The organism is Candidatus Eisenbacteria bacterium (assembly GCA_018831195.1).
Classification (GTDB): domain Bacteria; phylum Eisenbacteria; class RBG-16-71-46; order CAIMUX01; family JAHJDP01; genus JAHJDP01.
In genome coordinates, this window is record JAHJDP010000042.1 from 164,462 (window position 1) to 189,370 (window position 24,909).

General features: G+C 56.1%; 20 protein-coding genes and 1 tRNA gene. 9 read left to right on the forward strand and 12 right to left on the reverse strand.

Annotated features, from left to right (window positions below; genetic code table 11):
- The first annotated feature begins 11 nt into the window (after positions 1-11).
- Positions 12-3,113: a CusA/CzcA family heavy metal efflux RND transporter gene (locus tag KJ970_08845; GenBank protein ID MBU2691024.1), complete on the forward strand. Its 3,102-nt coding sequence runs from the start codon at positions 12-14 to the stop codon at positions 3,111-3,113.
- A gap of 310 nt (positions 3,114-3,423) precedes the next feature.
- On the opposite strand, the gene KJ970_08850 is transcribed toward KJ970_08845, so the two are convergent.
- Positions 3,424-4,617, reverse strand: coding sequence for an MFS transporter (locus KJ970_08850; GenBank protein MBU2691025.1), 1,194 nt, complete (start codon positions 4,615-4,617; stop codon positions 3,424-3,426).
- 235 nt (positions 4,618-4,852) lie between these two features.
- Between KJ970_08850 and KJ970_08855 the strand changes: the two genes are divergently transcribed.
- Positions 4,853-5,830: a hypothetical protein gene (locus KJ970_08855; GenBank protein ID MBU2691026.1), complete on the forward strand. Its 978-nt coding sequence runs from the start codon at positions 4,853-4,855 to the stop codon at positions 5,828-5,830.
- Between the two features lie 30 nt (positions 5,831-5,860).
- Here the strand turns inward: KJ970_08855 and cdaA are convergent, their stop codons facing one another.
- The 6 genes from cdaA to KJ970_08885 all read right to left on the reverse strand — a co-directional run bounded on the left by cdaA (position 5,861) and on the right by KJ970_08885 (position 12,058).
- A complete protein-coding gene (gene cdaA, locus KJ970_08860) occupies positions 5,861-6,655 on the reverse strand; it encodes a diadenylate cyclase CdaA (protein MBU2691027.1) in 795 nt (264 codons plus the stop codon).
- A 2-nt stretch (positions 6,656-6,657) separates the two neighbouring features.
- On the reverse strand, positions 6,658-7,578 hold the full coding sequence (folP, locus tag KJ970_08865; GenBank protein ID MBU2691028.1) for a dihydropteroate synthase: 921 nt from the start codon (positions 7,576-7,578) through the stop codon (positions 6,658-6,660).
- Positions 7,575-9,683 carry an ATP-dependent zinc metalloprotease FtsH gene (gene ftsH / locus KJ970_08870; protein MBU2691029.1) on the reverse strand — a complete coding sequence of 703 codons (2,109 nt, stop codon included), beginning with the start codon at positions 9,681-9,683 and terminating at the stop codon, positions 7,575-7,577. The genes folP and ftsH overlap by 4 nt, the downstream gene beginning before the upstream one ends.
- 56 nt (positions 9,684-9,739) lie before the next feature.
- The gene (locus KJ970_08875; protein MBU2691030.1) at positions 9,740-10,339 is read right to left on the reverse strand and encodes a hypoxanthine phosphoribosyltransferase; all 600 of its coding nucleotides are present in this window, start codon (positions 10,337-10,339) and stop codon (positions 9,740-9,742) included.
- Positions 10,340-10,388: 49 nt separating this feature from the next.
- The gene (tilS, locus tag KJ970_08880) at positions 10,389-11,861 is read right to left on the reverse strand and encodes a tRNA lysidine(34) synthetase TilS (protein ID MBU2691031.1); all 1,473 of its coding nucleotides are present in this window, start codon (positions 11,859-11,861) and stop codon (positions 10,389-10,391) included.
- A 124-nt stretch (positions 11,862-11,985) separates the two neighbouring features.
- Positions 11,986-12,058, reverse strand: a tRNA-Met gene (locus KJ970_08885).
- Between the two features lie 268 nt (positions 12,059-12,326).
- Here KJ970_08885 and KJ970_08890 point away from each other — a divergent pair.
- Both KJ970_08890 and guaB read left to right on the forward strand, forming a co-directional pair.
- Positions 12,327-12,968 carry a hypothetical protein gene (locus tag KJ970_08890; protein MBU2691032.1) on the forward strand — a complete coding sequence of 214 codons (642 nt, stop codon included), beginning with the start codon at positions 12,327-12,329 and terminating at the stop codon, positions 12,966-12,968.
- A 62-nt stretch (positions 12,969-13,030) separates the two neighbouring features.
- Entirely contained in the window at positions 13,031-14,494 is a 1,464-nt protein-coding gene (gene guaB / locus KJ970_08895) for an IMP dehydrogenase (protein MBU2691033.1), read from the forward strand.
- 1 nt (position 14,495) lies between these two features.
- On the opposite strand, the gene KJ970_08900 is transcribed toward guaB, so the two are convergent.
- Positions 14,496-15,287, reverse strand: a complete 792-nt coding sequence (locus KJ970_08900) for a hypothetical protein (protein MBU2691034.1) — start codon at positions 15,285-15,287, stop codon at positions 14,496-14,498.
- A 437-nt stretch (positions 15,288-15,724) separates the two neighbouring features.
- Between KJ970_08900 and KJ970_08905 the strand changes: the two genes are divergently transcribed.
- Genes KJ970_08905 through KJ970_08920 form a run of 4 tightly spaced genes read left to right on the forward strand, consistent with a single transcriptional unit; the run spans position 15,725 to position 20,367 of the window.
- Complete coding sequence (locus tag KJ970_08905; GenBank protein MBU2691035.1) at positions 15,725-16,753, forward strand: hypothetical protein; 1,029 nt, start codon at positions 15,725-15,727, stop codon at positions 16,751-16,753.
- Positions 16,750-17,973 carry a hypothetical protein gene (locus KJ970_08910; GenBank protein MBU2691036.1) on the forward strand — a complete coding sequence of 408 codons (1,224 nt, stop codon included), beginning with the start codon at positions 16,750-16,752 and terminating at the stop codon, positions 17,971-17,973. Before KJ970_08905 ends, KJ970_08910 begins: the two co-directional genes overlap by 4 nt.
- Positions 17,894-19,498, forward strand: a complete 1,605-nt coding sequence (locus KJ970_08915; protein ID MBU2691037.1) for a response regulator — start codon at positions 17,894-17,896, stop codon at positions 19,496-19,498. The genes KJ970_08910 and KJ970_08915 overlap by 80 nt, the downstream gene beginning before the upstream one ends.
- 11 nt (positions 19,499-19,509) lie before the next feature.
- On the forward strand, positions 19,510-20,367 hold the full coding sequence (locus KJ970_08920) for an HDOD domain-containing protein (protein ID MBU2691038.1): 858 nt from the start codon (positions 19,510-19,512) through the stop codon (positions 20,365-20,367).
- Here KJ970_08920 and KJ970_08925 read toward each other — a convergent pair.
- Genes KJ970_08925 through KJ970_08935 form a run of 3 tightly spaced genes read right to left on the reverse strand, consistent with a single transcriptional unit; the run spans position 20,319 to position 23,114 of the window.
- Positions 20,319-22,040 carry a glycosyltransferase family 39 protein gene (locus KJ970_08925; GenBank protein ID MBU2691039.1) on the reverse strand — a complete coding sequence of 574 codons (1,722 nt, stop codon included), beginning with the start codon at positions 22,038-22,040 and terminating at the stop codon, positions 20,319-20,321. The genes KJ970_08920 and KJ970_08925 overlap by 49 nt on opposite strands.
- On the reverse strand, positions 22,030-22,308 hold the full coding sequence (locus tag KJ970_08930; GenBank protein MBU2691040.1) for a lipid-A-disaccharide synthase N-terminal domain-containing protein: 279 nt from the start codon (positions 22,306-22,308) through the stop codon (positions 22,030-22,032). Before KJ970_08930 ends, KJ970_08925 begins: the two co-directional genes overlap by 11 nt.
- A complete protein-coding gene (locus KJ970_08935; GenBank protein ID MBU2691041.1) occupies positions 22,308-23,114 on the reverse strand; it encodes a glycosyltransferase family 2 protein in 807 nt (268 codons plus the stop codon). Before KJ970_08935 ends, KJ970_08930 begins: the two co-directional genes overlap by 1 nt.
- A gap of 163 nt (positions 23,115-23,277) precedes the next feature.
- Here KJ970_08935 and KJ970_08940 point away from each other — a divergent pair, with 163 nt between their 5' ends.
- Entirely contained in the window at positions 23,278-24,069 is a 792-nt protein-coding gene (locus KJ970_08940; protein ID MBU2691042.1) for an SDR family oxidoreductase, read from the forward strand.
- Positions 24,070-24,092: 23 nt separating this feature from the next.
- Here KJ970_08940 and KJ970_08945 read toward each other — a convergent pair whose 3' ends face one another.
- Complete coding sequence (locus tag KJ970_08945; protein ID MBU2691043.1) at positions 24,093-24,845, reverse strand: hypothetical protein; 753 nt, start codon at positions 24,843-24,845, stop codon at positions 24,093-24,095.
- Positions 24,846-24,909 lie beyond the last annotated feature (64 nt).

Genomic DNA, 24,909 nt, shown 5'->3' on the forward strand with positions numbered 1-24,909 from the left:
AGGACAGCGCCATGCTCAACAAGCTCATTGAATCTTCTTTAAAATTTCCCGGCCTGGTGGTGATTATCTTGATTGCCATCATTGGATTGGGATTGTTTCAGGTCAATCGAATGGCTGTGGATGCCTTTCCGGATATCTCGCCGATCATGGTGCCCGTATTCGCTGAGGGGCATGGGATGGCTCCGGAGGAAATTGAACGTCTGATTTCTTATCCCATCGAATCAGCAATGAATGGATTGCCGGGTGTGAAATTGATAAAATCCACCTCGGCTTTTGGAATGGCGGTTATCTACATTTATTTCGAGGATGATTTTGATATCTATTTTGCCCGGCAACTCGTGGCTGAACGCTTATCCGGCGTTATGGCGGAATTGCCTGAGATGGATGAGCAACCGGCCTTGGGCCCGATTTCAACGGGATTGGGGCAGATTTTCCTCTATTACTTGACGATTAAGGATTCTTTTGATACAGGCGGCAAAGATCCTAATACCTATTTGAGAGAGCTCAACGACTGGGTTGTGAAATTCCAGCTTCAGACGGTGCCGGGTGTAACAGAGATACTATCGATCGGCGGACATGTTCTTCAATTTCAAATCCGGATTAATCCCGCTGCATTGTGGAAGTACAAGTTGACATTGGAAGATCTTGTCGAAGCGGTAAACAAGAACAATAGAAATGTGGGCGGGCAGTTTATTGTTTTGGGATCGGAAGAGTACCTGGTGCGTGGGATTGGTCTTGTGGAGAGCCTCGAAGATATCAGAACCATCGCTGTAAAGGAGGAGGATGGCAGGCCCGTCTATTTGGCGGATGTCGCCGAGGTCGAGTATGGAAATGAAATCCGCAGAGGTGTTGTCAGCCACAATGGCGAGCGGGAAGTTGTCTCGGGGATGGTTCTCAAACTGTATGGAGAGAATACATCTGATGTTATTGAACGACTCTACGCCAAGATTGGCGAAGTCAGGAAGTCACTGCCCTCCGGGGTGGAATTGGTCCCATACTATGAACAGGCTGAACTTGTACAAAATGCGACGGGCACTGTCAAGAAAGCCCTTCTGCAAGGCGGATTTCTGGTTATTCTTACACTCCTGCTATTCCTTGGCAATTGGAGAACCGCGTTCATCGTCGGGTTATCGCTGCCGTTATGCGCCCTTGTGGCGATCTTGTGCATGGGGATCAAAGGGATCTCTGCAAATTTGATGTCTCTTGGAGGCATCGCCATAGCCGTGGGCATGCTCGGGGACGGCGCCATCGTTATGGTTGAGAATATATTCCGCCATCTTGGTGAAAAAAACGCCGGCGAAGAAAACGGCCATGGCGAGGCCAGAATCGGAATCATACTCAATGCGGCAAAGGAAGTCAGTCATCCCATTGTCTTCTCAATTGCAATTATCATCATTGTCTTTCTGCCGGTTTTTACCCTTGAAGGTGTGGAGGGGAAGATGTTTTCTCCGATGGCCTTCACGATCGCATTTGCCCTCATTGGATCAATCCTTGTCGCATTGGTGGCCGCGCCTGTACTATCGTTTTTCCTTTTAAGGCAGGGCAAGCAAAAAGAATTAGTATTAATGCGCGGCCTGCGGGCGCTGTATCGCCCCCTCCTTGAGAAGGCCTTGCGAAAGAAACGATGGGTCATGCTGACGGCTTGCGGTGGACTCTTACTGAGCCTTGCCGCCATTCCCTTCCTCGGATCAGAGTTTATCCCAACTTTGGAAGAAGGATCGATTCTTATTGGTGTCACCATGGCGCCATCGATCTCTCTGGAGGAAGGCACGGCACTGATCATGAAAATGGAACGCGTGATCCTGCAATTTGAGGAGGTGGAAGAAACGGTATCCAGGGTCGGCCGGCCGGAAGCCGGGAGCCATCCTCATCCTGTGAACTATGCAGAAATTCATGTTGAATTGAAGCCGCTGAAAGATTGGAAGGACCACGGCAACAAAAGGGAATTGATAGATAAGTTAAGCTCCAAGTTGAAGCTGTTTCCAGGCGTGCAGTTAAACTTCACTCAACCGATACAAAATGCGTTTGATGAATTGCTGTCCGGAATTAAAGCTCAGCTGGCGATAAAACTCTATGGTGAAGACTTGGGTGTGCTGCGCCGGAAGGCGGAAGAAATCCGTGTGGCGATAGATAATATCCCGGGCTTGACGGATCTTTCTACGGAGCAGAGTTTCGGGCAACCGCAGATACAGATTATTGCGGATCGAGCGGCCTGTGCCCGTTATGGGGTCACCGTTAGCGAGATTCTCGAAATGGTCGAGCTGGCGGTTGGCGGCGAGGTGATCGACCACATCTATCTCAATACCCGCCGTTTTGGCATACATATGCGATTCCAGGAAGCTTATCGCTCCGATACTGAAGCCATCCGGAATATTCTCGTCTCGACAAAGAAAGGTGGGAGGCTGCCACTGTCACAAGTGGCGCAGGTGGAATCAGTTGTGGGGCCACTTCAGATTAACCGTGAAATGAATCAACGCCGGTGGATTGTGCAGGGGAATATCCGTGGGCGTGACCTGGGCGGCGTCGTCGCCGATATCCGGGAGAGAATATCGGAAAAGGTCGATTTGCCACCTGGATATTCGATTGAATTTGGAGGGCAATTTGAAAACCAACAGAGGGCGATGAAGCGACTATCCATCATTGTTCCCACGGTCATCGTGCTGGTGTTCATGATGCTGTGGATATCTTTTAGATCTATCCGCTATGCACTCATCATTATTGTCAATGTTCCATTGTCGCTTATCGGAGGCATCATTGGATTGCTTGTGATGCGCGAATACCTTTCAGTTCCCGCCTCGATCGGATTTATTGCGCTGTTCGGAATCGCTGTGCAGAACTGCATGGTGTTGGTGACCACATTCAATGATCTTCGCGGCAGGGGCCAGTCACTACATGATTCTGTAGTGAATGGTGGATTGCTTCGATTGCGGCCGGTGCTTATGACGGCCCTCACAACCGTGCTCGGTCTGATGCCGCTGCTGCTGGCACAGGGGATAGGCGCTGATGTTCAACGGCCGCTGGCGGCGGTCGTCGTTTTTGGACTGACAACATCAACCCTCTTAACACTCTTTGTTATACCGGCGACGTATAGTTGGATCGAGAACCGGAGATAGGGTTGAGAGTCTCCCCGCACGGGCGACGATGGGGGTGATACTAGGGCCGCACAGGAAGGGGTGTCGAGTTCTCGACACCCCTTTTGCGGGAATAACAATGATCTTGCCGATTGGATTTGAAATTCCGTTGTGAGACAAGAGGTTATGTGGATTTCGCCTCGAGACGATCTGTGGCATGGACCCTGCACTATTCATGGGTGGGGCGTCACCCCGTCGACAGAGGGGAGGCGGTGGACGGTTGGGAAGCCCGGGTGAGGAATCCTTCAGAATCCCCAGAAAGTTAGGAAGACATCCGGACTTGGTGGCGCCCCTACCCCTTATCCGGCAGCAGCGGCCGGACCGGAACGCGGATGCGGAGACAGACGAAGAAACCGGCGAGGGCGATCGCGCCGGCCAAGAGAAAGACCCAACGGAATCCCCAGGTTTCCCAGATATAACCCGAGAGAATCGGAAGGCTCATCGCAACGGCATGGTCGATGGTGATGCCCAAACTGACCGAAGATGTGATATCCGCCGGATCACGGATGATCTTTTTGAGATAAGTGATCCGGGCCGCCCGTAATCCGAAAAGAACCAGATCCAATATATAGGCGCCATAGAGCCACCAGAGATCATAAGGGGCCGGTAACAGGTCCGAGATGAAGGCATAACTCAAGCAGATCGCCAGGAGCATGATCTCGTCGACCGCCAGGACGATTCGCTCTCCCAGCCAATCGATGACATCGCCCAGCAGCGGCCGCATCACCACTCCCAGTGTCGAGGCGATGAAATAGAGGAGCGCTATCGTTGAGACGGGGACATTGTGAATGGAGACAAGCACCCATGTTCCAAAGGCCAGGAAAATCTGTTTGCGCACACCAAAAAGGGCGCTGATCGCGTAAAAAAGACGGTACTCCTTGCGGAATACAATCTTTCGAGAGGGTGGATCATCCCGCCCGATGCGGAGCTTTAAATAGAAGTATCCGGAAGAGAGCGCCATCACGGCGCTGAGGAGGTAGAAAAGGGTGAAATCATCGCCACGGAACCGCGCGAGTAAAAAGATGATCCCCACACCGATAATGGTGCCGAGGTTCCGCGCCCCGCCCAACTGGCCGAGCCGACGGCCTTCACCACCGTCCCGCGCCAGCTTGAGACCCATTGGACCATCGACGGCAAAGAGGATATGGTCACCCATCGACCAGATGATGACCCATAGGATTACGGTGATCCGTCCGGGTGAGAGATAACCCAAACCCAGCGCGCCGACGGCGGAGAGGATCATCGCCACACCAGCCATCTGACTTTCTCGCAACCGCAACAAGAGGAGTCCGGCCACAAAAATAAGCAAGAAGCCGGGAAATTCCCGGGGGAGCTCCAACCAGCCCCGGGCCTCTGCCCCAAATCCGTGAACCTCTGCGAGATAGTTGTTTAAGGTCGCCATGAAGATACCGCTGGCGGCGCCAAAAAAAAGAGAGGCCATCAGGATATGGAGAAGATCGGGGCGGTTCCGAAGTCGATGAATCATTTCCAGACAATAGGCAAGAGTCCGCTACCCCCGCAAGAGGGTCCCTGCACATCGCATCTCCCAAAGTGATAGGATCAGGTGCAATTGACGTCTCCCCGCTTTCTATCTACTCTTGAAATTCTGAAGGGTATTCCCCGCCCGAGGTTTCTGGGGCGGCTGGAAGTGAAGACGCGGGGTATTCCCGCCCAAGGTTCCTGAGGGGTGGGAGCCAAAACTCTATGAAATCCGAGGCGAGATGAAGGATAAAAAACTCATGACACAATTTTCAGGCGCGCGATGGTTCCGGATTCTTGGAATTTCGGTGTTCATCCTCGGGATCTTTCTGGTTATCGCTGCGGTTGAAGCTGAAGAGCCCCAGATTCATTTTCCAACGAGGGGCGGATTGGTGCGGACCGACCAGCCGGATACGACACAGCTCATTAAATTGTATAATAGGATGATCGCCCGCAATTTGAATCATCCCGACGCCCTCCGGGGAGCTGTCATCGATTCCGTGATGAATGAAATCTTGGGGCTTCCGGTCGGGGATAGGATCGGGGCTTGGGCCGATTTCTTCTGGAGATGGGGTAAGGCGGATTACAGATTCGGGCTCGACTCGCTCGGTTATGCCAGCCAGGGTTTACTCGTCGATGACCGGCACACGGACTGCGTCCTCTTTTTCTATCGGACCAGTGAACTGGGGCGCTCCAGCACGGCGCTGGAGGCGGTGCAGTTCGGATTCGGCACCCGCTTCTATGGCGCGCCGATCGCAGAGGTTGTTGGAGAAGGAGGCGCTCTCGACTACAACCATCCCGCTCATCTCGATTATACGGTGGATATGATCCGGTCAGGGATCTGGGGCGAAGATGTGACCGCCTCAATTGGGATGGCGATGGCCGATCTGGCTGGAACATCCCGGTTCCCGGCCGGGACGGTCCAGTATCTGCCGACGAACAGCATCAATTATGATGCGATCCAAAACGGAGACGGGATTCATTTTGTACTGAATGAGGCGACAGAACGAGGCCGGAAGATCCGGGAGTCGGGCGCCCTCATCGGACATATCGGTGTGGTGGTGAGGGACGGTGGTGAGGTCATGCTGATTCATCCTGCATCGACCGGGTTGGAAGGGCTCTACGATGGCGGGAAGATCGTCCGGGTGCCCCTAAAAACCTATCTGCAGCGTGTGGATACTTTTAAGGGGATTATCGTAACCCGGGTCAAGATGTTCTGATTCATACCCGCCATTCATGCAGCGCCCTGCTTAGGAAGAGGCCTCTACACCCTGAGCCGGAGGCGTCTTTCTTGGCCTTGTGTGGGTTGAAAGGAGCTCGCTCAGCCGGCCTTTCAGTTCATTAGGACTGACATTTCTTTGTATCACGCCACGTTCGGCGATAGAGATGTGGTGGGTTTCCTCTGAGACGACCAAGACGACCGCGTCGGTCTCTTCGGACAGCCCCAAGGCGGCCCGGTGCCGCGTCCCGAGCGTCGATTCAAGATCGTGCCTCTGGCTCAGGGGCAAGATGCATCCCGCTGCCGCCACTTCATCGCCCTGAATGATCACCGCCCCGTCGTGCAACGGCGAGGGAGGTGTGAAGATGGTGAGAAGAAGCTCCATCGTCACCTTCCCGCCGATTTGCGTGCCGGTTTCCAGGTAAGTCCTCAAACCAACATTGCGTTCCAAGACAATCAGAGCGCCCTGGCCGCGCTTTGACAATTCTTCAAGCACCTTTTCGATTTCACCCAGCCAGCCGTAATCGGCGACATGGACAATCCGCCGGAAGATGCCGCTCTGGCCGATTTGCGTGAGCGCCCGGCGCAACTCCGGTTGGAAGATGATGAGGAAGGCGATGACCCAGACGGTGCGAAGGCTGTTTAAAAGCCAGTTCAGTGTCGCGAGGTGCAGCCATTCCGCTAGGATGGAAAGGAGAACCAGGACGGCCAAACCCACGAGCATTTGTGCGGCGCGAGTCCCCCGAACGAGGAGCATCAGGCGATAGATGAGAAACGCAACAATGATAACATCCGCCGCAATGAGGAGCCAACGGGTATCGATCATCTTCATCTCTCCCTGATGCGTTCCAACACGGCATCGGCCAAACGGGCGGCTCGGATGGTGGCGATGGCATCGTGAGCGCGGATGATATGTGCTCCCGAAAGAACCGCTGTCACATGAGCGGCGAGAGATCCCTCCAGACGCTCATCCGACGGTAGATCCAGAATCTTTCCAATAAAAGATTTACGCGAGGCCCCGATCAAAATCGGACGCTCCAGCGAGTCCAATTCCTCGATATTGGAAATGAGGTCGAGATTGTCTTCAACTCTTTTGCCGAATCCGATCCCGGGATCGCAGACGATTCGTTCTCTATCCACGCCCGCATCCATCGCCCTCCTGATCGCTTCATTCAAAAAATAGCGCACTTCACCAAAAAGATCGTCGTATTTCGGCTCTTGTTGCATTGTTTTCGGTGTTCCCCGCATATGCATCAGCACCAGACCGGCCCCGGCCTCCGCAACCATCCGGCCGAGTTCAGGATGTGAACGAAGACTGCTGATGTCATTAATAATATCGACGCCGGCCTCCAAGGCCCGGCCGGCCACGAGAGGCTCTGAGGTGTCGACGGAGAGCCGGCAGGGAAGCGACTCCCGGGAAATCTCTTTGATGATGGGTCCGATACGCCGCCACTGCTCTTCGGCCGGTACCGGATCGGATCCAGGGCGTGTGCTCTCTGCGCCGATGTCGATAATATCGGCTCCGGCCTCAGCCATGCCGATGAGATGGGCGATGGCTCTTCCCGGATCAAGAAAACGACCCCCGTCCGAAAAGGAATCGGGGGTCACATTGAGCACTCCCATGATCCAGCTTCTACGTCCTAACTCATGGACCTGGGTTCCGACCCGCCAGGTTCGCAGCGAGCGGGGCCGCGGGATTTTTCGAGACCGGCCGGTTTCCGCCGTCTCCTCCCACCCATCCCGGATCATGAGTCTTTCGGAACGGGCGGTTCTCCATCTTGAGATGACTTTTCCGGCGGGAAAGGCTTCTCGCCCGGTTCTTCATCCCAGGCCGGCGGTGGTGTCTTCTCGGAGTTGGTCGATTTTGAGGCCGGCGCCGTTCGCTTCTCGGCCTTCGCCGCCGCATTTTCTCCCGCGTCGTCTTCTTCCTCTTTTGGTCCGAGCTCTTTCCCATCCATGACGACGGCGATATCCTCGGCGTCGAGAACCTCCCGATCAAGCAGGGCCGCCGCCAGACGATGGAGAGCATCTTCATTCTTCCTCAGCAGGTCCATCGCCTGTTCATACGCATTCACAACGAGGCCGCGCACCGCATCGTCGATCGCTTCGGCTGTTTTCTCGCTAAAATCCTTGTGCTGCGAAATCTCGCGGCCCAAGAAGATCAACTCTTCTTTCTTGCCGAATTGAATCGGTCCGAGGGATTCGCTCATACCCCATTCACAAACCATCTTCCGCGCCAAGCCGGTGGCGTTCTGTATATCGTGCGCGGCGCCGGTGGTCAGGCGATCAAAAACGAGGGTCTCGGCGGCACGACCGCCCATCATCGCGGCCATACTTTCCAGAAGATAATCTTTGTTGAGCGTGTGACGGTCTCCTTCGGGAACAAAATGAGTCTGTCCCAACGCCCGCCCGCGTGGAATCACCGTGACCTTATGAATCGGATCGGTATTGGGGAGCAGCCATCCGACCAGGGCATGTCCGATCTCATGATAGGCCGTGATCTTTTTATCCTCTTCGCTGAGGAGAAGGCTCTTTCGCTCGGCCCCCATCATCACTTTATCTTTTGCATCTTCAAAATCGCGCATCGAGATTTCGGTGTGGTCGCGCCGCGCGGCCAGCAGTGCCGCCTCATTGACCATGTTGGCCAGATCGGCCCCGGCCAAACCGGGTGTGGATTGGGCCAGGGTTTTCAGCTTAACGTCATCTCCCAGCGGTTTGTTTTTGGTATGGACTTTGAGGATGCCTTCCCGTCCCCGGACATCGGGACGGTCAACGACGATTTGCCGGTCAAACCGGCCCGGGCGCAAGAGCGCCGGATCCAAAACATCGGGGCGGTTTGTAGCGGAGAGGAGGATCACCCCCTCATTTGAATCGAAACCATCCATCTCCACGAGAAGCTGGTTTAGCGTCTGTTCCCGCTCATCGTGCCCGCCGCCGAGGCCGGCGCCGCGTTGGCGGCCGACGGCGTCCATCTCGTCGATAAAGATGATGCAGGGCGCATTCTTTTTCCCCTGTTCGAAGAGATCACGAACACGGCTGGCGCCGACGCCGACGAACATCTCTACGAATTCGGATCCGGAGATGGTGAGAAAGGGGACACCCGCTTCGCCGGCCACAGCCCGCGCGAGCAGGGTTTTGCCGGTTCCCGGCGGGCCGACGAGAAGAGCACCTTTTGGAATCCGCCCGCCGAGGCGCTGGAACTTCTTGGGGTCCCTAAGAAACTCGATGATTTCCTGCAGCTCCTGTTTCGCCTCATCAGCGCCCGCCACATCCTTGAATGTGGTTTTGGGCGCGCTCTCGGAGAGGACCTTCGGCTTGGACTTGCCGAATCGCAACGCCGCGGACCCTCCCGATTGCATCTGCCGGATCAGGAAGAACCAGAGCCCCACCAGGATCAGGATCGGCAGCCACCACGAGAGGAGGATATTGAACCAGGGTGTGCCGGCTGGTTTGGCCCGGATTTCCACATCAGGGTTTTTATCCCAAATCTTTTGTGGAAGTTCCGGGTCTTCACTGAGCAGGTAAACCTTGAAGTGTTGTACATTTCTTGAACGGCCGTTCGCAGAAATTGTTATCGAGCTGTGGAACTCGCCGGTGAGTTCCTTCTCGACGGCGATGATGCTTTCGATGTTTCCCGATTCCACCTGCGCCCAAAATTCAGACAGGGAGATCTCCTGGCGGTCCCGGTCGCCGCCGGCGAGGTTGTTGACCACAACCGCAACGATAAGGAAGAGGATGATCCAAATGGAAAAGGTTCGGAAGGTGCGGCTGAAAAAAGACACTGGCGGCCTGTTTGGCCCTTCCGGGTTGGGTCTTGGGCGGCGTCCCTTTCGGGGTTCTCTAGATCTTGTCATCGATTGGACCTATCTTCTCCTTTTTTACTGATAAGTTAAGAGCGTCATACCACGGATCAGATACGGGGTTCCCATCCGATAGCAGCAACATAGGGAAGATTCCGGTAGCGCTCTCCATAATCGAGTCCCATGCCTACGACAAACTCATTATCCAGGCGAAATCCGCAATAGTGAAGTGGAATCGGCTCATCTGCTTCTTTACCCTGCACAAGCAGGGCCGCATAGGTTCGGGATGCAGGGGCATGCAGCTCGAGAAATCGATCCACATAGTTGATCTTTGTTCCCCGCGTCCGGATGCCTTCTATCACAAGGACATGGCGGTCCCTAACATTGGAGCGGAGATCGGTGATCAGTTTAACCCCGGTCGGATCTTTCTCGCGCGGGTCGTAGCGGGAGACCTGCAGAAAGTCGACTTCATGCGGGATCGATAAGCTGCGGGAGAGATCGGTCAAAAAGACGAACCCTCCCCTGAGGAGACAAACCAGGATGGGGTCCTTCTGCTGAAAATCAGCGCTGATCTGTTCCGCCAATTCTCCCAGACGATTCCCAAGGGTTTGGGTATCGAAGAGAACCACCGCCGGCCCCGCCGCCATCGTGACCGACTCACCCGCCTTGGGACTGATCTCGGGTGGATATCTCTCTATCATGGGCCTCATTCATACCTCCCTGCAGGGTTCGGATCTGATCTCGCCGCCGAAGAGATGATCATGACACACCCGATCCGTACACTTCCAGGACCCTCCGGGTGGTGTCGGTGAGAGAGGCCCGATCGGCCCGCCGGACACCCATGACCCACAAGATTCCGGCATCATCCTCAATGACAGGAATAGTACGTTTTTCGCAGTTCGAAATTCGGGCCTCATTGAGCAGATCGCTGATCAATTTGGTGCCCTGCATGCCGTAGGGATGAATTTTATCTCCATTTTTCCATGGTCTGACCCACAGAGAGCCCTCAATCGCGTCACCGTCGAAAATTTCCCAACACCCCGCTTTTGATCCCTTCAAGGGTGCATCCGCCGCGAATCCCAGCGACATCCGGGCTTTGAGCCGATCCCGGGCGACCTCGACCGGGAGTTCGCGAAGACCAACCCTCCGGCCCATGAAGATCTCCTCGGCTTCGGAGAGTCGGAGCCGGCCCTCCTGTGGATCAATCAACGTATCGATCGTCGGATGATCGCTCGGCCCCTTCGATTCCAAGATCCGGCCCGAGCCCTGGGCTGAGATTTGCCTTGAAAAGATCAATTCACCCCGCCGGCCTTCCACAACGACCGAACCCGGGAGATGCGTGGACCGGTGGATCTCTCCCTCTAAGAGGTCACGACAGGCCTTCAGGTGGGGTTCCGTCAATTCATCCGCTTCGGCATTCACGCGGCGGTGGGCTTCCCGGATGACCTCGCATTGGAGCCAATCATCCAAGGTGTCGGGGAATCCTGTGAGGTGAAAAGCCTCTCCTTCCCAGCGGCCGGACCGGTTGAGAACTTCTTCGACCTTCAGATCGATCGATGCCACCCACTGCCCCATGAAACGGGAGAGCCGTGAAAGATTCTCCCGGATCTGCGGATTACCCTCCGAAGCCAAAAGGGGTAGGAGACGATGGCGGATCCAATTGCGCGTATAGGGCTCATTCCAATTCGACCGGTCAATGCACCAGCTCAAATTGTGGGAACGGGCGTGGGTGAGGAGGTCGTTGTGGGAGTAATGGAGAAGAGGACGGAGGATCCTCCCCCGTCTCTCCCTCGGCGCCCCCAAACCGCGCGGTCCGGTGCCGCGAATAAGGTTCAATAATAGAGTTTCCGCCTGATCGTCGGCCGTGTGGGCCAGAACGATCCAATCGGAGCGGCTTTCGATCCGCATCTCTTCAAGCGCTTCAAATCGCCTTTTTCGGGCCCAGGCTTCCGATTTTCGGCCCGCATCGGCTTTTATCCGCCGCTCGAGATAGGGGATCCCCCACTGATAGGCCCTATTTTGAACTGATGCGGCATCCGCGCCGGCCCGGTCGCGGAGCCCATGATGGACATGCCCCACCCTGAGGTCCCAGGAGAAGGCTTGTGAGGTCCGGGAGAGGAGATGAAGGAGGACCGTCGAGTCGAGTCCGCCGGATACGGCCACGAGATAGCGAGACCCCTCGGGCAGCAGATTTCTGGATCTCTCCCTGTTGATAAAGTCGGTTTCCAGCATGATCCCCCTTGCGCGGTATGCCCGAGACGATGTCTGCAATGGTTCTTTCATGTCTCCATTTTGTGGGGTCATTGGAAAACTCGGATGTCTCAATCAGCAGCCACTCAGAGGAGGGAATGAACAGTGGCGGCACAGGGACTTGAACCCCGAACACAGAGATTATGATTCTCCCGCTCTACCAATTGAGCTATGCCGCCACGACCTCCTAATTTGTACTGAGTCGCCGTAAGTGTCAAGAGGTCGATAGAGTTGAAGCGATCTCAATCTCGGCGCATTGACTTACCCCACCAGCTAACCTATATTGGCGGAAATCCAGCCGATATATTCCCATATTCAAGACCGGGGTGGGGAGTTGGGGGCGGAAAGGGTCGGCGATTCCCGATAGTCGGAACCATCCGGCGTCCGGAATGCCCCTTGGGGAGGAGCATTTACTTGAAGCGACGGGTTTCCCTCCTAGTTCTTTTCATGACGGCATTGCTGTCCACGGGGGCTCAATCACAGGCTGTGAGCTCGAATCTGGATGGATATGCCAGTTTCGGCGCTACATTCGGCGTCATGAAGTGGGTTTTTGATGTCGATGTGGCGGATGAATCGCGGATCCGGCCGGTGATGAAGGCCGTCTTCCGCTATCGTTTCAGCCGGAAAATGATTCTCGTCGGTGAATCGGGATTCGGCTGGAATGACTATCCCAAGCCGATCGACGAAGTTACGGTTGTCTTCCCGACAACATTCGGTTTCCTGCGCCATCTGCGTGAGCAATGGGGAACGGCCATCTACTATGGCGGCGGCGCCGGCATCTATTATTGGGACAACAAGAGGAACGGCCGATCAAACCGCGACGCATGGACCGACAACCAACTCAAAGGTTTTGAACCCGGTTTCTATTTAAGTCTCGAGAGCGAGAAACAGATCACGGACCATGTCACGCTTACCTTGACCTTCCAGAATCACTATATCATTTCGACGCATGGGGATGATTTCCCGGCCGCGTTCGGTGATGATGACGACTATGTTTCTCTCCGCATGGGATTCCACTATCATTGGTCACCCCAAAAAGGCATCATTTGGGGAACTTCAGACCCTCAGGAACCAGGCATTAACCCGTAGGACGCGCCCGGCAGTACTTCCATTTCCCGCCCTGGCGGGGGTCTATCCGGAAGGAGAGCTCAATGTATCCACGAGTTGGGAAAACGGGTCTCACCTTCGACGATGTTCTTATTATCCCGGCTCGATCGGATGTTGTGCCCCGGGATATGGACATGAGCGTGCCGCTGACGCCCCGTCTTAAGCTCAACATTCCGCTCCTGAGCGCTGCGATGGACACTGTTACTGAATCACGCATGGCGATCGCCCTGGCGCGGGAAGGTGGAATGGGGATCATTCACCGTAATCTGACGATCGAGGATCAAACCTCGGAAGTCGATAAGGTCAAACGCTCTGAGAGTGGAATGATCACCGATCCGATCACCATGGATCCTGATCAGCATGTTGGGAATGCTCTCGATGTGATGGAGCGCTACAGGGTCTCTGGGGTGCCGATAACGAAAGAGGGGAAGCTCGTCGGGATCCTCACCAATCGCGATCTCCGGTTTGTCCGTGATCGAACCATTATCATTCGGGACATCATGACCAAGGAAAATCTGGTGACTGTTCCCGAGGGCACGACATTGGAAGAGGCCAAAGAGATTCTTCAAAGACACCGGATAGAAAAGCTGCCCGTTATCGACAAGAACGGGAATCTATGCGGCCTGATCACGGTCAAGGATATCCTTAAAAAGATTCAGTACCCGGACGCCTGTGTCGACCGGCTGGGCCGCCTGGTGGTGGGGGCGGCCGTGGGCACCGGTGATGACGTGTTGGAGCGCGCGCAAGAGGTGGTCCGATGCGGGGTGGATCTCATCGCCGTGGATAGCGCTCATGGTCACTCCGAGCGTGTGCTCCGCACGGTGGAAAAATTGCGCAAAGCCTTCCCCGGGATGGATGTCGCCGGCGGCAATGTTGCGACGGCGGAAGGCACGCGCGATCTCATCAACGCGGGCGCCACTGTTATCAAGGTCGGAATGGGGCCGGGGGCGATTTGTACAACCCGTGTGGTGGCCGGCGCCGGGATTCCGCAGATAACCGCTATACTCGATTGCGCGGAAGAAGCCGACAAATCCGGGGTTCGCGTCATCGCCGACGGGGGGATCAAGTATTCAGGCGATATCACCAAGGCGATTGTCGCCGGCGCCTCGGCTGCCATGATCGGCTCCCTCCTGGCCGGAACCGAAGAAAGCCCCGGTGAGACGATACTTTATCAGGGCCGCAGTTATAAAAGCTATCGGGGTATGGGTTCCGTCGGCGCCATGCGTCAGGGCAGCGGTGACCGTTATTTCCAAGACTCCAACGCCATGCCTGAAAAGATGGTGGCGGAGGGTGTTGAGGGACGTGTCCCCCATAAGGGCAAAGTGTCCGCCGTTGTTTATCAGTTAGTGGGAGGTATTCGTTCGGGAATGGGTTATGCCGGAGTTCGCAATATCGATGAATTGCGCAAAAAGCCTCATTTCATCCGCTTGACGGATGCCGGACTGCGGGAAAGCCATCCGCATGATGTGACCATCACCAAAGAGGCGCCGAATTACAAAATTCAATAAATCAGGCCTGTAATTCGAAATTGAAAGTGGGATCCATTTTGCGGATCTCGCTGACCACGCCGTCGAGTTTTTCCTTGATCCCGCCGTCTTTGGTCCGTTTCCATTCGAGATACAGATCCAATAACTCGTCTTGTTTGCTGCGGAGCTGCTCTTTGATTTGAGACTCGTTGACGGACCGTTCCAGATGATAAACCTCACCCTTGGAAAGCCGCTGCATCAGATCGAGGTATTCGCCTCGCATGTGCGTGAGTATCCGGGTGTACTTGTCAAATCCGATGGAGAGCTTTTCGAGAACTTCTGTAATGCCGGCGCCTGGGCTGTGAATCTGCTGGCTAAATGTATAAGCAAAATGGTAGTAAGCTTTGCCGCGCCCTACATGGGCTGTTTCTACCGGTTTTTGGCCAGGCTCTTCCCAATCTTCCTCTTGTTTGTTATTGCCGTTTTGGTTTGCGCGGGGGTTGTCGAAAATTCCGAGGGAGATCAGAAGGAAATCGGCATTTGTTTTATATAGCGAGTATTTAAGCCGGGCATCCGTTGAGTGAGCGATCTTTTCGAAGACTTCGGTGTCGTAGGGTGATAGATATTTTGCGACGTGTTGTACATATTCCGGCGAAAAGAAGGCGTTCAGTAAATGCGCAATATAGACGTTTACATCCTCATCATAATAATCTTTATTCGAGACCAGACCTGTCTCCATGCGCGAATAGAGGAGACATTTCATGACGAAGTGATATGTCGGTTTCAATTCGCGCCGGGGCGAATCCAGATCCAAATACCGATCCGGTTTTGACATTGACCGCCTCCTAACACAGATGCCCACTGCGCCGGATGATGGGGGATTGACGCCCCTGGCTATCAACCCCTAACATTGAGTTCTCGGCTTCACTGGGGATCAATGCAACGGACGTGCCACGGTCTCCCTCAGTACGGTGCACCGCTTCAAGGATGATGATTTTCGGCCGGGGATTGACAAATGACCGGCCTGGTGATCTTTGGGGACTCCACCCCAATCCGGCGGATCTGTTTCTCCCAAAGGACGTTATCGAGAGGGTGTCCCAGCCGCCGGCCGGGATATCTGGGGATGGAAGAATCTTCTCGGCGATATGATATTTTTCTACAGTCCCTGAAGACAGCCTCCGGCCATACGTTGGCCGGCGGTTACAGCATTGCATTACGCACTCGATGAACCCGTCCTGGGTGCATATCGCCCTGACGGGAGGAGGAGAAGCGATGGAAACGTGGCGCCGGTCATCCCACGTTCCGCGACCCTCGCAATTCCGGCGCAGGGTCCATTTCAGTCACTTTCTGCCGGTGCTCTTTTTGGGATTGGCGCATTTGCTATTGGAGCAGACCGGGTGGGGGACCGGGTCCCTATCAGGCGGCCCGGGTAACCTAATTCTTAATGTGGGGCTTCTGGTGCTAGCCCTGGCGATGTCATGGGGTTTTGCGCTCTCCCTTTATGGGTGGGTGACATCCGCCGTGGCCCGTCTGGAACAAATCGCCAGTTCCACTCCTGGACACCCCTCGCCCAGTGACTGGAAACCGGTCGATTGGGAATTGGATAGAGTGGCTCACAGGGTGCTGTCCCTCATGACTCAAAACCGGCGTGGAATGGAGGCCTTGGAAGAAGTCGATGCCGTGCGGGATCAGGCAACGGAATTGTTGAAGGGATGGGGTGATCCGATTTTAGTGGGCGGCCCCGGGCCCAACGATTCTCCCGCAAGGTTTTGGCGGAAGGTTCGACACGTTTTGGTCGAGAATATGTCTGATGTCGCCCGGCGCTCAGAAGTCCTCGCTGAACGGGTGACACGATGCAAGATCCGCAGCGCCGAGCTGGCGCAGGGGTTGTCCGAATCGACCATCCAAACGGAATCCCTTTTTCTCGAGATGAGTCAGGCGGCGGTCCAACAGACACGGAACAGAAACGCGGGTGAAAACTCCTCCCTCAAAGAGGCGTCGGAGGGACTAATCTCTTGGTCTAAGGAGGCCGCCGACGCTTTGGATCCGGCGGCTGTGGAACGGCTCACCGCCTGGAGGGAGTGGATCCTGCATTGCCTAAGAGAAAGCAGACATGCTGACGAACCCTACCCACACGGGGCTCAAGGACAGCTTGAAGCCGTCTCCCGCCGGCTGGAAAGCCTGGTCCGTCATTGCGAGAGCCTCGGTCAGGATGTGGAGACCTGCCATGTTTTGGCGCTTGAAATCCATGGCGCTCTGCCGCAGGTGCAGGTGCGGTCTGAGACTCAGGAGAAATCATGAGACAGAATGAGAATCCCACCCGGACGGGAGAGGTGTCATCCCCTCAAGAGCCCCTCGACGCCCTCCCGATTCTGAAGGAATTGGAGACGATGGCGGGATCCTTGGAGGCTTTGGCTCAGTCCGTTCGAAGGCTCCAGCATCTCGTTCCAGAAATTCTTCCCAAGATGCATCCCATCGAAGCCGATGAGAGCAGGGGTGACACTATAACGGAACCGCCCGCGGGCGAGCCGGAATCGAGTATTGAGACCCTGGTCGAGGAGCAATTCCTCGAGGTCTTCGGTGAGGAAGATCTGGACCGGGCCTTCGAGGCTTCCGCCATCAGCCGCAGCATCTTCGACGATGGTGGGCGAGCCACTCCCGCGGCAGTGGAGAATGGAATAGGCCCCGAGGGGAAGCTTCACGCAGATGAATCGCTGTCTGAGAAAACAGCCGGGCTCTGGCTGCGTGTCCGACAGGGCCGGCGGATACTGGATATCCCCTGGCCATGGGTTCGGGATGTCTCCCCTCCGTCAGAGGGACGCTCGGGACGCCTGCATCTCGAGGATGAAACCGGCGAGGCCGAGATCAGTGTGGATGAATTCCAGAAGGTCGTTACCGAGGGACCCGATGACTTTTCCACGGCCGGGGTCATCCGCCTGGCGCAGGTACAGGATCTTATTCCCCTTATCAGCGGGTCGCCCGCCGGCTCAACCGGTGCGGTTTCCGGAATCCCCGGCAGAATCCCTGCCAAGGCCCCTACCCCAATCCCTAATAAAGAAGTGGCGCCGGCTCGGCAACCGGAGAGACCTACACCCCGCCGTGTGCAAATCGTTTCCCCATCCGGCCTCGTCCGCAGATTTCTCAGAACACATCTCGAGGCGATGGGAATGGAAGTGCAGGAAGAGGAAAGAGGGTATTCCCCGGAGAATGATGGGGTTCTGCTCGGCATCTTCTTGGATAGAGATCATGCCACAATGGAATCCCCGACGATGGACCGGATTCCGGTCGTTTTCCTCTCTCAGCATGTGGACGCTTCAAGCCTGTTACCACAAACAAGGGTGCCGGTCCTGGCCAAGCCCTTCTCACGAGAGGATGTCGGCCGGGCCCTGGCGTGGATGCGGCGGCACTATCAAAACGCAAGGCCGGGCGGAGTAATTTCCCATGACGAAATTGACTCCGCATTCGACAACCAGGAGCCAAAGCCTGGAAACCGCCCGGCCTCAGAGGATCGTCCTTATTGATGACGACAAACGGGTCGTCGATATCCTTCAGCAAACCCTTCAGGGGCGTGGTTTCGCCGTCCGCATCTTTCCGGACGGCCCATCCGCGTTAGAGTGGCTCCACACCTCGGATAATGATCTGCCGGATCTGATTGTTCTCTCCGTTCGATTAAGACAGCGATCCGGCCTCTTGGTTTGCCAGACCATCCGCGCCCATCCCAGAACATGGGATCTACCCATCATCCTCGTGTCGGAAAAGGGGGAGATGGACAATCGGGTTCAAGGCTTGCGGATGGGGGCGGACGATTACATTTCCAAACCGTTTTTCCCGCGTGAACTCATTTTGAGGATTCAAAAAATATTACAAAGGGTCTCGCGGCAGAAGGAACTGGAGATCCGGGTCCAGAAGCTCGAACAGGAACTCGCCGAAGCGCACACCAATGGATATGAGGCGCGAAAATCGGTGCAGCGCCTCCGCCGGCACATTGTCGATGAAATGGTCCACCTGGCGCACGCCTTTCATGCGGGGGGAATGGACGGATTGAATGAAGCGCTGAGCCAAATGATTTCACAAAGGTGGGGTGATGGTCCCTTTGTTTACTTGCAGAGAGCCTCGGATGGATTTTTCCGCCCGATTCTGAGCCGCGGCATCCCACCACGGAATCTCTTGGACTTAGTCATTCCTGCCTCTCTCTCCGGTCTTGAAGGGGATGGATTGTCGCAATCGGTGCTCTTGGACAATGTCTCGATCGGCTCCCCTCTGGCCGCGATCAAATATCCATTCGCCGCTTCAGGTTTGAGAATCCTTGTGCCGGGGCATCTTTTTGGTGAGACCGTTGGCGTTCTTGCCATCGGGGAAACGGCGAACGGCCGACTGCCCAGCGGTGATGATTTAACACTGGCCCAGGGGGCGATTTTGATCTTTCACAGCCTCTGGCATCGGGGCCGTGTGGAAGGTCAGGAACTGCATCATTTTGGATGGCGTGCGGCGCGCTGGGTGGAGGCGTTGGAAGAGGCCGATCCATCGACCCGGGGGCATTCGCGCGCTGTGTCACGCCTCTGCGCCCACCTGGCGGAGCGGTTGGGTCTGGAGGATCCGGAGATTGAACGGATACGGCTTGCCGGAGCGCTCCACCGGTTTGCCAAACCGCCGGATCCAACGGGGATTTATACAGAGAGTTGTCAGGGAATCGCGCCCCTCGATATGGAGGATGTTGAACCGACCGTCGGTTTCGGAAATATTGATGAGCCGCATGAGAACTCCCTGACATCGATCCTTCGACACCAATCCGAGGCCTGGAATGGCGGCGGAAGACCTCTTGGATTGGCCCGTGGATCGATTCCCTTGGGATCACGGATCCTCGCCGTGGCGGAAGCTTATATCTGGCGCTGCCGAGGTGAGTTTGACAGATCCGAAGCGGCCCTGGGAAGTCTCAGGGAGGAAGCGGGTGTATGGTTCGATCCAAAGATTGTTGAACACTTGGCCCAACTTGTTCACAAATCCGAGGATACTCCTGCAATGAGATTTTTAGAGATGGACGGATAGGAGAGTTCCGCATGAGTCGCACCGACAGGATTCTGAATTCCGTTTCCAAACTTCCCCCGGTCCCCTTTATCCTCACCAAACTTATGGATCTCATGAAGGACCCATTGATCGAGTCGTCCCGCTTGGTGAAGATTATTGCAATGGATGACGGGATCACGGCGAATATTCTGAAGGTCAGCAATTCTCCGTTCTACGGCGGCCGGTCACCCATAAGCAATGTCAGTGATGCTGTGACCCGGTTGGGAAATGCCAATATTTTCCGGATCGCCTTGGCCGCATCATCCAGCAGATTTCTCGGCGGCCGGCAGGATGGGTACAATATGCGTCCCGGCTTTTTGTGGAAGCATGGTCTCGGCACAGGCCTCGCCGCGCAGATTCTGGCGCCGCGGATGGAGCTTCTGGATCCGGCGACGGCGTTTACATCCGGCTTGCTCCATGATATGGGCAAACTCGTTCTTTCCGAATTTATGACGGAAAATTACCGCGAAATCCGCAAGGCGGTTCTCGAAGAGGATGTCACCTTCAGCGAGGCCGAGCATTCCATCATCGGAATCGATCATGCCGAATTGGGCGGCCTTCTCGCGGAAAGATGGGATTTCCCGGAATCTTTGACGTCGGTGATCCGGTGGCATCACCATCCGGAAGGAGCCGGAGAGCATGCGAAGATCGTCGCGGTCATCAGTCTATCCAGCGCCCTCTGTCATTACGCGGGCGGCCCGGTGGGAATGGAGGTCTTGGCGTCCCACATGGATCGTAAGATTTTGCGATCGCTTTCTTTTACAATGACGGATGTGGAGAAAAACCTCATTGCTCTTCAGGATCAATTGGAACAATCCTCGGATCTGCTCGGCGTGTCGCTGATAGAGTAAAGCTTCCAAGCACCCTCCGACCCAATCTCTAGAGGAATTGAATGAAGGCGCGCCTTCCATTCAGCGGCGTTGTGGGCTTTAACAATCCATAATCCGGCGCCGGCTGAGATCAGTGAATCCAGATTCGCGGTTCGGGGCAGGACAAGGGATCGGTACAGATCGGCGTTCTGGTATGTTTCGGTTCGGTCGACACCCACCGTGATCAACGGAGAGTCGGTGTAAAAAGGGAGGCTCCCGGGGAAACAGCGATAGGCCGCGCATTTCGAACCGGGCCGGTCTTTTGTATAGGCCGCCGCGGTTTCACCGATTTTGCGGATGGCGCCGAAGCCGGCTGAGGCCGCTGGAAGCTGAAGGGCGAAGACGGTGGATGCGGCTGACCAGGCGGCCGCCGTGACCAGCAGCCATCGCAGCGTGGTTCGAAGCGGCGGCCGGATCAGCCAGAAGAGGATCAGACCTCCCATGATCAGGAGACCGGCGCCGATCGAGGCCTGCCGGCGAACCGATTCCTCCAAATAAGACGACATCGACGGCGCTTTAAGAAAAATCATTCCGAAGCCGCCGGCAAGCGCCAGCAACAATCCCGTACCGAAAACAAGCCCTGAGATCTCCCGCCGGTTGTCCGGTCCGCTTCCACCGGGAATGAGAAACCCGGCCGCCTGGAGGCTCCAAATCGGGAAGAGGGGAAGAATATAGGCGGGGAGTTTTGATCCGGAGATAGAGAAGATCAAAAAGGCGGGAACCCAGGTGGAAAAACACCAGAGGGCCCAGTGCGATCCGGCGTCTCTTTTAAAAGCGCTGCGGATATCACCGGCGATCGCCGTCCCAAGCACAACAATCCACGGGAAAAAACCACCGGCAAGGATATTAATGTAATAGTAGAAAGGTCCTTCTCGGTGATGTGCGGTTGTAAAAAACCGGCGAAGGGTGTGGTTATGGACAAGATCCATGAGCAGACCGGGGTGCCGCCAGCAAACACTGAGATACCAGGGCAATCCGGTGCAGCAGAAGATGAGGATCCCTTCTTTCCAGCGGAAATCCCGGAGTCGTCCGCCGGCCTCCATGCGGGCGGCGGCCTTGAAGACCAGGGCCGGCAGGAGGATGAGCAACAGGGCCACCGGACCCTTTACAGCGAATCCGACGCCGAGGGAAAGCCAGAAGAGGCGGGGCCATTTCTTGAGTTCAACGTGAGATCCGGCGCCGCTGGCAAGGATCTCCCAAGCGGCCCATTGTCCCAAAATGACAGCGGCACAGAGTGGAAGATCAGTCGAGACGACCCGCGCCGAGGCCGAGTAGAACAGGGTCGTGCCGAGGATCAGAGCCGCCCAGAGTCCGCCCGTCGCGCCCCATAGCCGGCGTCCCCAAAAGTAGGTCAGACTGACACAGAGCAGCGCCAGAAGGAGGCTTGAGATTCTCGGAACCCAGGCCCTTTTCCCCAGAATCCGGAGGGCGGCCGCCGGCGGCCAATAGGCCGGCGCCGGTTTGTCAAAATGTACAAGATAGTTCTGCTGAGGAGTCCACCAATCCCCGGTCGCGACCATCCCCCAGGCGATGTCGGCGTAGCGGGCCTCGGTCGGTTCCCACAGGCCGACCTTCCCCGTATTGACAGTCCAGAGGAAGGTTAGAATAAAGAGCAGGAACAAGAGGGCCAGGCGGGGGCGGGTGTCAGATCCCATGTAGATCTTCCCGGTTTTTTTTCGTGATGAGAATGAGGTTCCGAATATAGATGAAACTCCCAAAGGCCTGTCCAAGGATGAAGACCGGATCGGTTCGGTGGATGGCATAGCAGAGGAGGATGAGGCTTCCCCCAAGACTCAAATACCAGAATCCCACCGGAATCACACTTTCCCCGCGCCGCTCGGAAGTAATCCACTGCAACAGAAAACGGCCGCTGAATAGGATCTGCCCGGCCAAACCGAGGACAATCCAGAAATCCCATTTCATCATGAGTGCCGATCCTCCTGCGCCCTTTGCGGGTCGCCCCATGAAGGTGTCATCTCCATGGCCGTATATTCATGGTGGCGCGATTTCATCCAGCGGACGCCAAAACAATCCCTCAGCCCCGCCCAAAGACGATTGCGGATCCCATACTTCGAGGCGCCCGCTCGCCGCGGCTGATGGCGGACGGGAACCTCCAGGATCCGGTGAGCTCCTTCCATCTTCATCAATGTTGGAATAAAGCGGTGCAATCCCCGCGAGAACCGGATCCTTCTCACGATATCGCCACGAAGGACTTTGAGGGAGCAACCGGTATCCGTGATCTCTTCCTGAGTGATGACATTGCGGGCGGCGTTGCCGATCCTCGATGAGAGCCGCCGGATCCAATTGTCATTCCGCCGCTCCCGAACGCCGCAGACAGCATCCGCCTGTTCCCGGCAGGCCAGCAGGGTGATGATGTCCAGCGGGTCGTTTTGAAGATCGCCGTCCATGGTGACAACCCACTCACCCCGTGAGGCTTGAAAGCCGGCCTCAAAGGCCGCCGATTGTCCGGTATGGGCCGACAGCTGCAAAACCCTGACATGGGGATCTGCGGCGGCGGTTTCCTGCAACCGCGACGCCGTGCCATCGGTGCTGCCGTCATTCACAAAAATGATTTCGTATGACTCCTTGATCCCGGCCAAGGCCTTGCGCAGGGCTTCCCATTGGAGGTGTATATTATCCTCTTCATTATATACCGGTATAACAATAGAGAGAGCCGGGTTGCCGGGAGGCCGTGATGTCTCAGATGTTCGGGCCGGTGCTGAGTTCATATCAGCAGATCGCTTTCTGATATCAAACCTTTTCTTGGCTCTGTGTCCTGCTCAGGTTCCTCATCCTTTGAGAGCTTGTCAAGGAGGCGAGGCGGCGAAGCTGGACCGGAGAGTGAAAAGGATTCATGCTCGGAGGGAGGAAGTCAGGAGAAAGGTGGGGGATATGGACTCATACCGCGGGATTCGGGCCTTGGTGACCGGAGCTTCCTCCGGCATTGGGCGGGCCATCGCCGCCGATTTGGCCCGCCGGGGTGCGAATCTGGTGTTGACGGCCCGCAGTGAAATAACGCTGGAACGGATCGCGGCGGAGATCCGGGAGGATCACGGTGTGGATGTTGAGGTCATTGTTTTGGATCTCTTGGAAGAGGCCGCACCGCAGCGTCTCTATACGGCGACATCCCGGGGACGCCTGCCGATTGATCTCGTCGTCAACAATGCCGGCATCGGGACATACGGCGTTTTTGGGAAAATCCGGGCGGATCGCGAAAAGGCGATGATCCGTCTAAATGTTGAAGTTCCCATGGCCTTGACCGCTCTTTATCTTCCACCGATGGTGAAACGGGGAACCGGGGGTATCATCAATGTGGCTTCGGTGCTGGCCTTTCTTCCCTCTCCCTATATGGCCGCCTACGGCGCATCGAAGGCCTTTCTCTTGAGCTTCAGCGAGTCGGTGGCGGCCGAGGTTCGCGGGACCGGGGTCCGGATCATGGCCCTTTGCCCCGGCGCGACACGCACCGAGTTTCACCAACGGGCGGGGATCTCCAAGAAGGGACCCGATATAAAATACGAAGATCCCTCAGATGTGGCCCGGCATGCATTGGATGCCGCCCTTGCCGGCCGGAATCTGTATGTCTCCGGCCGCCTCAATTGGCTGGTGACGCAGTTCCCGCGGTTTGCGCCCCGGAAACTGACGGCCTGGATTATGGAACGGGTGCGCAGGCCGAAGGGTGTATAGCCTTGGAGCGGTGAATAGACCGGCTATTTATACAATGACTTGAAGCCGCCCCAAGTGGCCAGCTTGATCTTTTCCGCCGGACCGCTGACCGATGCCGTCGACAGCGTCTGTACACATATTCCCAAGGACTGAGTCGGATCCCAGACGAGTGAAGGATTCTGCCAGCCGGATGGGTATTCGAGATTCTCAGCTATTTTTGTGCGAGGACCCTTGATGCTCCCCGGCCCATCCAGATCCGCGGCGATAAAGAATCGGGGGATGTCGTCGATCCAGCTGCCCCAGTAGCCGATCCAAAAGAGCATGGGAACCGGAATAGGACCGGGGAAGGGGATATTATGCTCGCTGATTCCCGGCCATTCCGCCGGAGAACCGGGATCCATCCCGGATAGACAAACGATGGCGTTCCCCGGCCGGCCGCCGTCATCCTCCCAGCAATAAAGCTCCATCTGCGGGCCACACGCATAGTTTCCGATTTGTGAAAGATAGAGAGTGATGCCGGTCGCGAAAGGCGCCGCCGGAGCCTCATATGATTCCGCAAAGGCGCCGAAATCGGGAGCGGCGACACCGGCGTAGGCCCAGGCATAGGCGTTTTCAAAGGTTCCGTCATGGTTGCCGAGTGTCTCGCCGCGGAGGGCCGGAACTTTGATTCCCGGTTTGATCACGCCTGTGCAGAGCGCTTGTTCCCTTGCCGCCGCCGGAATTCGTGCGGAATCGATCCTTGTTTCCGCGATAGACCGGCTGCTGAAGACAATCATGATGAAAATTGCAAGGTTCATGATGCTGTTCATTGCAGGCCTCCACATGATGATGAAGCGAAGCTGGTTCTTACTCGCGGGCCGA

Coding starts and splice junctions, on each gene's coding strand:
- KJ970_08925 (MBU2691039.1), bottom strand. CDS start 22,040: ATGGGATCTGACACCCGCCCCCGCCTGGCCCTCTTGTTCCTGCTCTTT.
- KJ970_08935 (MBU2691041.1), bottom strand. CDS start 23,114: ATGAACTCAGCACCGGCCCGAACATCTGAGACATCACGGCCTCCCGGC.
- KJ970_08845 (MBU2691024.1), top strand. CDS start 12: ATGCTCAACAAGCTCATTGAATCTTCTTTAAAATTTCCCGGCCTGGTG.
- ftsH (MBU2691029.1), bottom strand. CDS start 9,683: ATGACAAGATCTAGAGAACCCCGAAAGGGACGCCGCCCAAGACCCAAC.
- KJ970_08915 (MBU2691037.1), top strand. CDS start 17,894: ATGACGAAATTGACTCCGCATTCGACAACCAGGAGCCAAAGCCTGGAA.
- cdaA (MBU2691027.1), bottom strand. CDS start 6,655: ATGATCGATACCCGTTGGCTCCTCATTGCGGCGGATGTTATCATTGTT.
- tilS (MBU2691031.1), bottom strand. CDS start 11,861: ATGCTGGAAACCGACTTTATCAACAGGGAGAGATCCAGAAATCTGCTG.
- folP (MBU2691028.1), bottom strand. CDS start 7,578: ATGATCCGGGATGGGTGGGAGGAGACGGCGGAAACCGGCCGGTCTCGA.
- guaB (MBU2691033.1), top strand. CDS start 13,031: ATGTATCCACGAGTTGGGAAAACGGGTCTCACCTTCGACGATGTTCTT.
- KJ970_08900 (MBU2691034.1), bottom strand. CDS start 15,287: ATGTCAAAACCGGATCGGTATTTGGATCTGGATTCGCCCCGGCGCGAA.
- KJ970_08910 (MBU2691036.1), top strand. CDS start 16,750: ATGAGACAGAATGAGAATCCCACCCGGACGGGAGAGGTGTCATCCCCT.
- KJ970_08940 (MBU2691042.1), top strand. CDS start 23,278: ATGGACTCATACCGCGGGATTCGGGCCTTGGTGACCGGAGCTTCCTCC.
- KJ970_08875 (MBU2691030.1), bottom strand. CDS start 10,339: ATGAGGCCCATGATAGAGAGATATCCACCCGAGATCAGTCCCAAGGCG.
- KJ970_08890 (MBU2691032.1), top strand. CDS start 12,327: ATGACGGCATTGCTGTCCACGGGGGCTCAATCACAGGCTGTGAGCTCG.
- KJ970_08920 (MBU2691038.1), top strand. CDS start 19,510: ATGAGTCGCACCGACAGGATTCTGAATTCCGTTTCCAAACTTCCCCCG.
- KJ970_08945 (MBU2691043.1), bottom strand. CDS start 24,845: ATGAACCTTGCAATTTTCATCATGATTGTCTTCAGCAGCCGGTCTATC.
- KJ970_08850 (MBU2691025.1), bottom strand. CDS start 4,617: ATGATTCATCGACTTCGGAACCGCCCCGATCTTCTCCATATCCTGATG.
- KJ970_08930 (MBU2691040.1), bottom strand. CDS start 22,308: ATGAAATGGGATTTCTGGATTGTCCTCGGTTTGGCCGGGCAGATCCTA.
- KJ970_08855 (MBU2691026.1), top strand. CDS start 4,853: ATGAAGGATAAAAAACTCATGACACAATTTTCAGGCGCGCGATGGTTC.
- KJ970_08905 (MBU2691035.1), top strand. CDS start 15,725: ATGGAAACGTGGCGCCGGTCATCCCACGTTCCGCGACCCTCGCAATTC.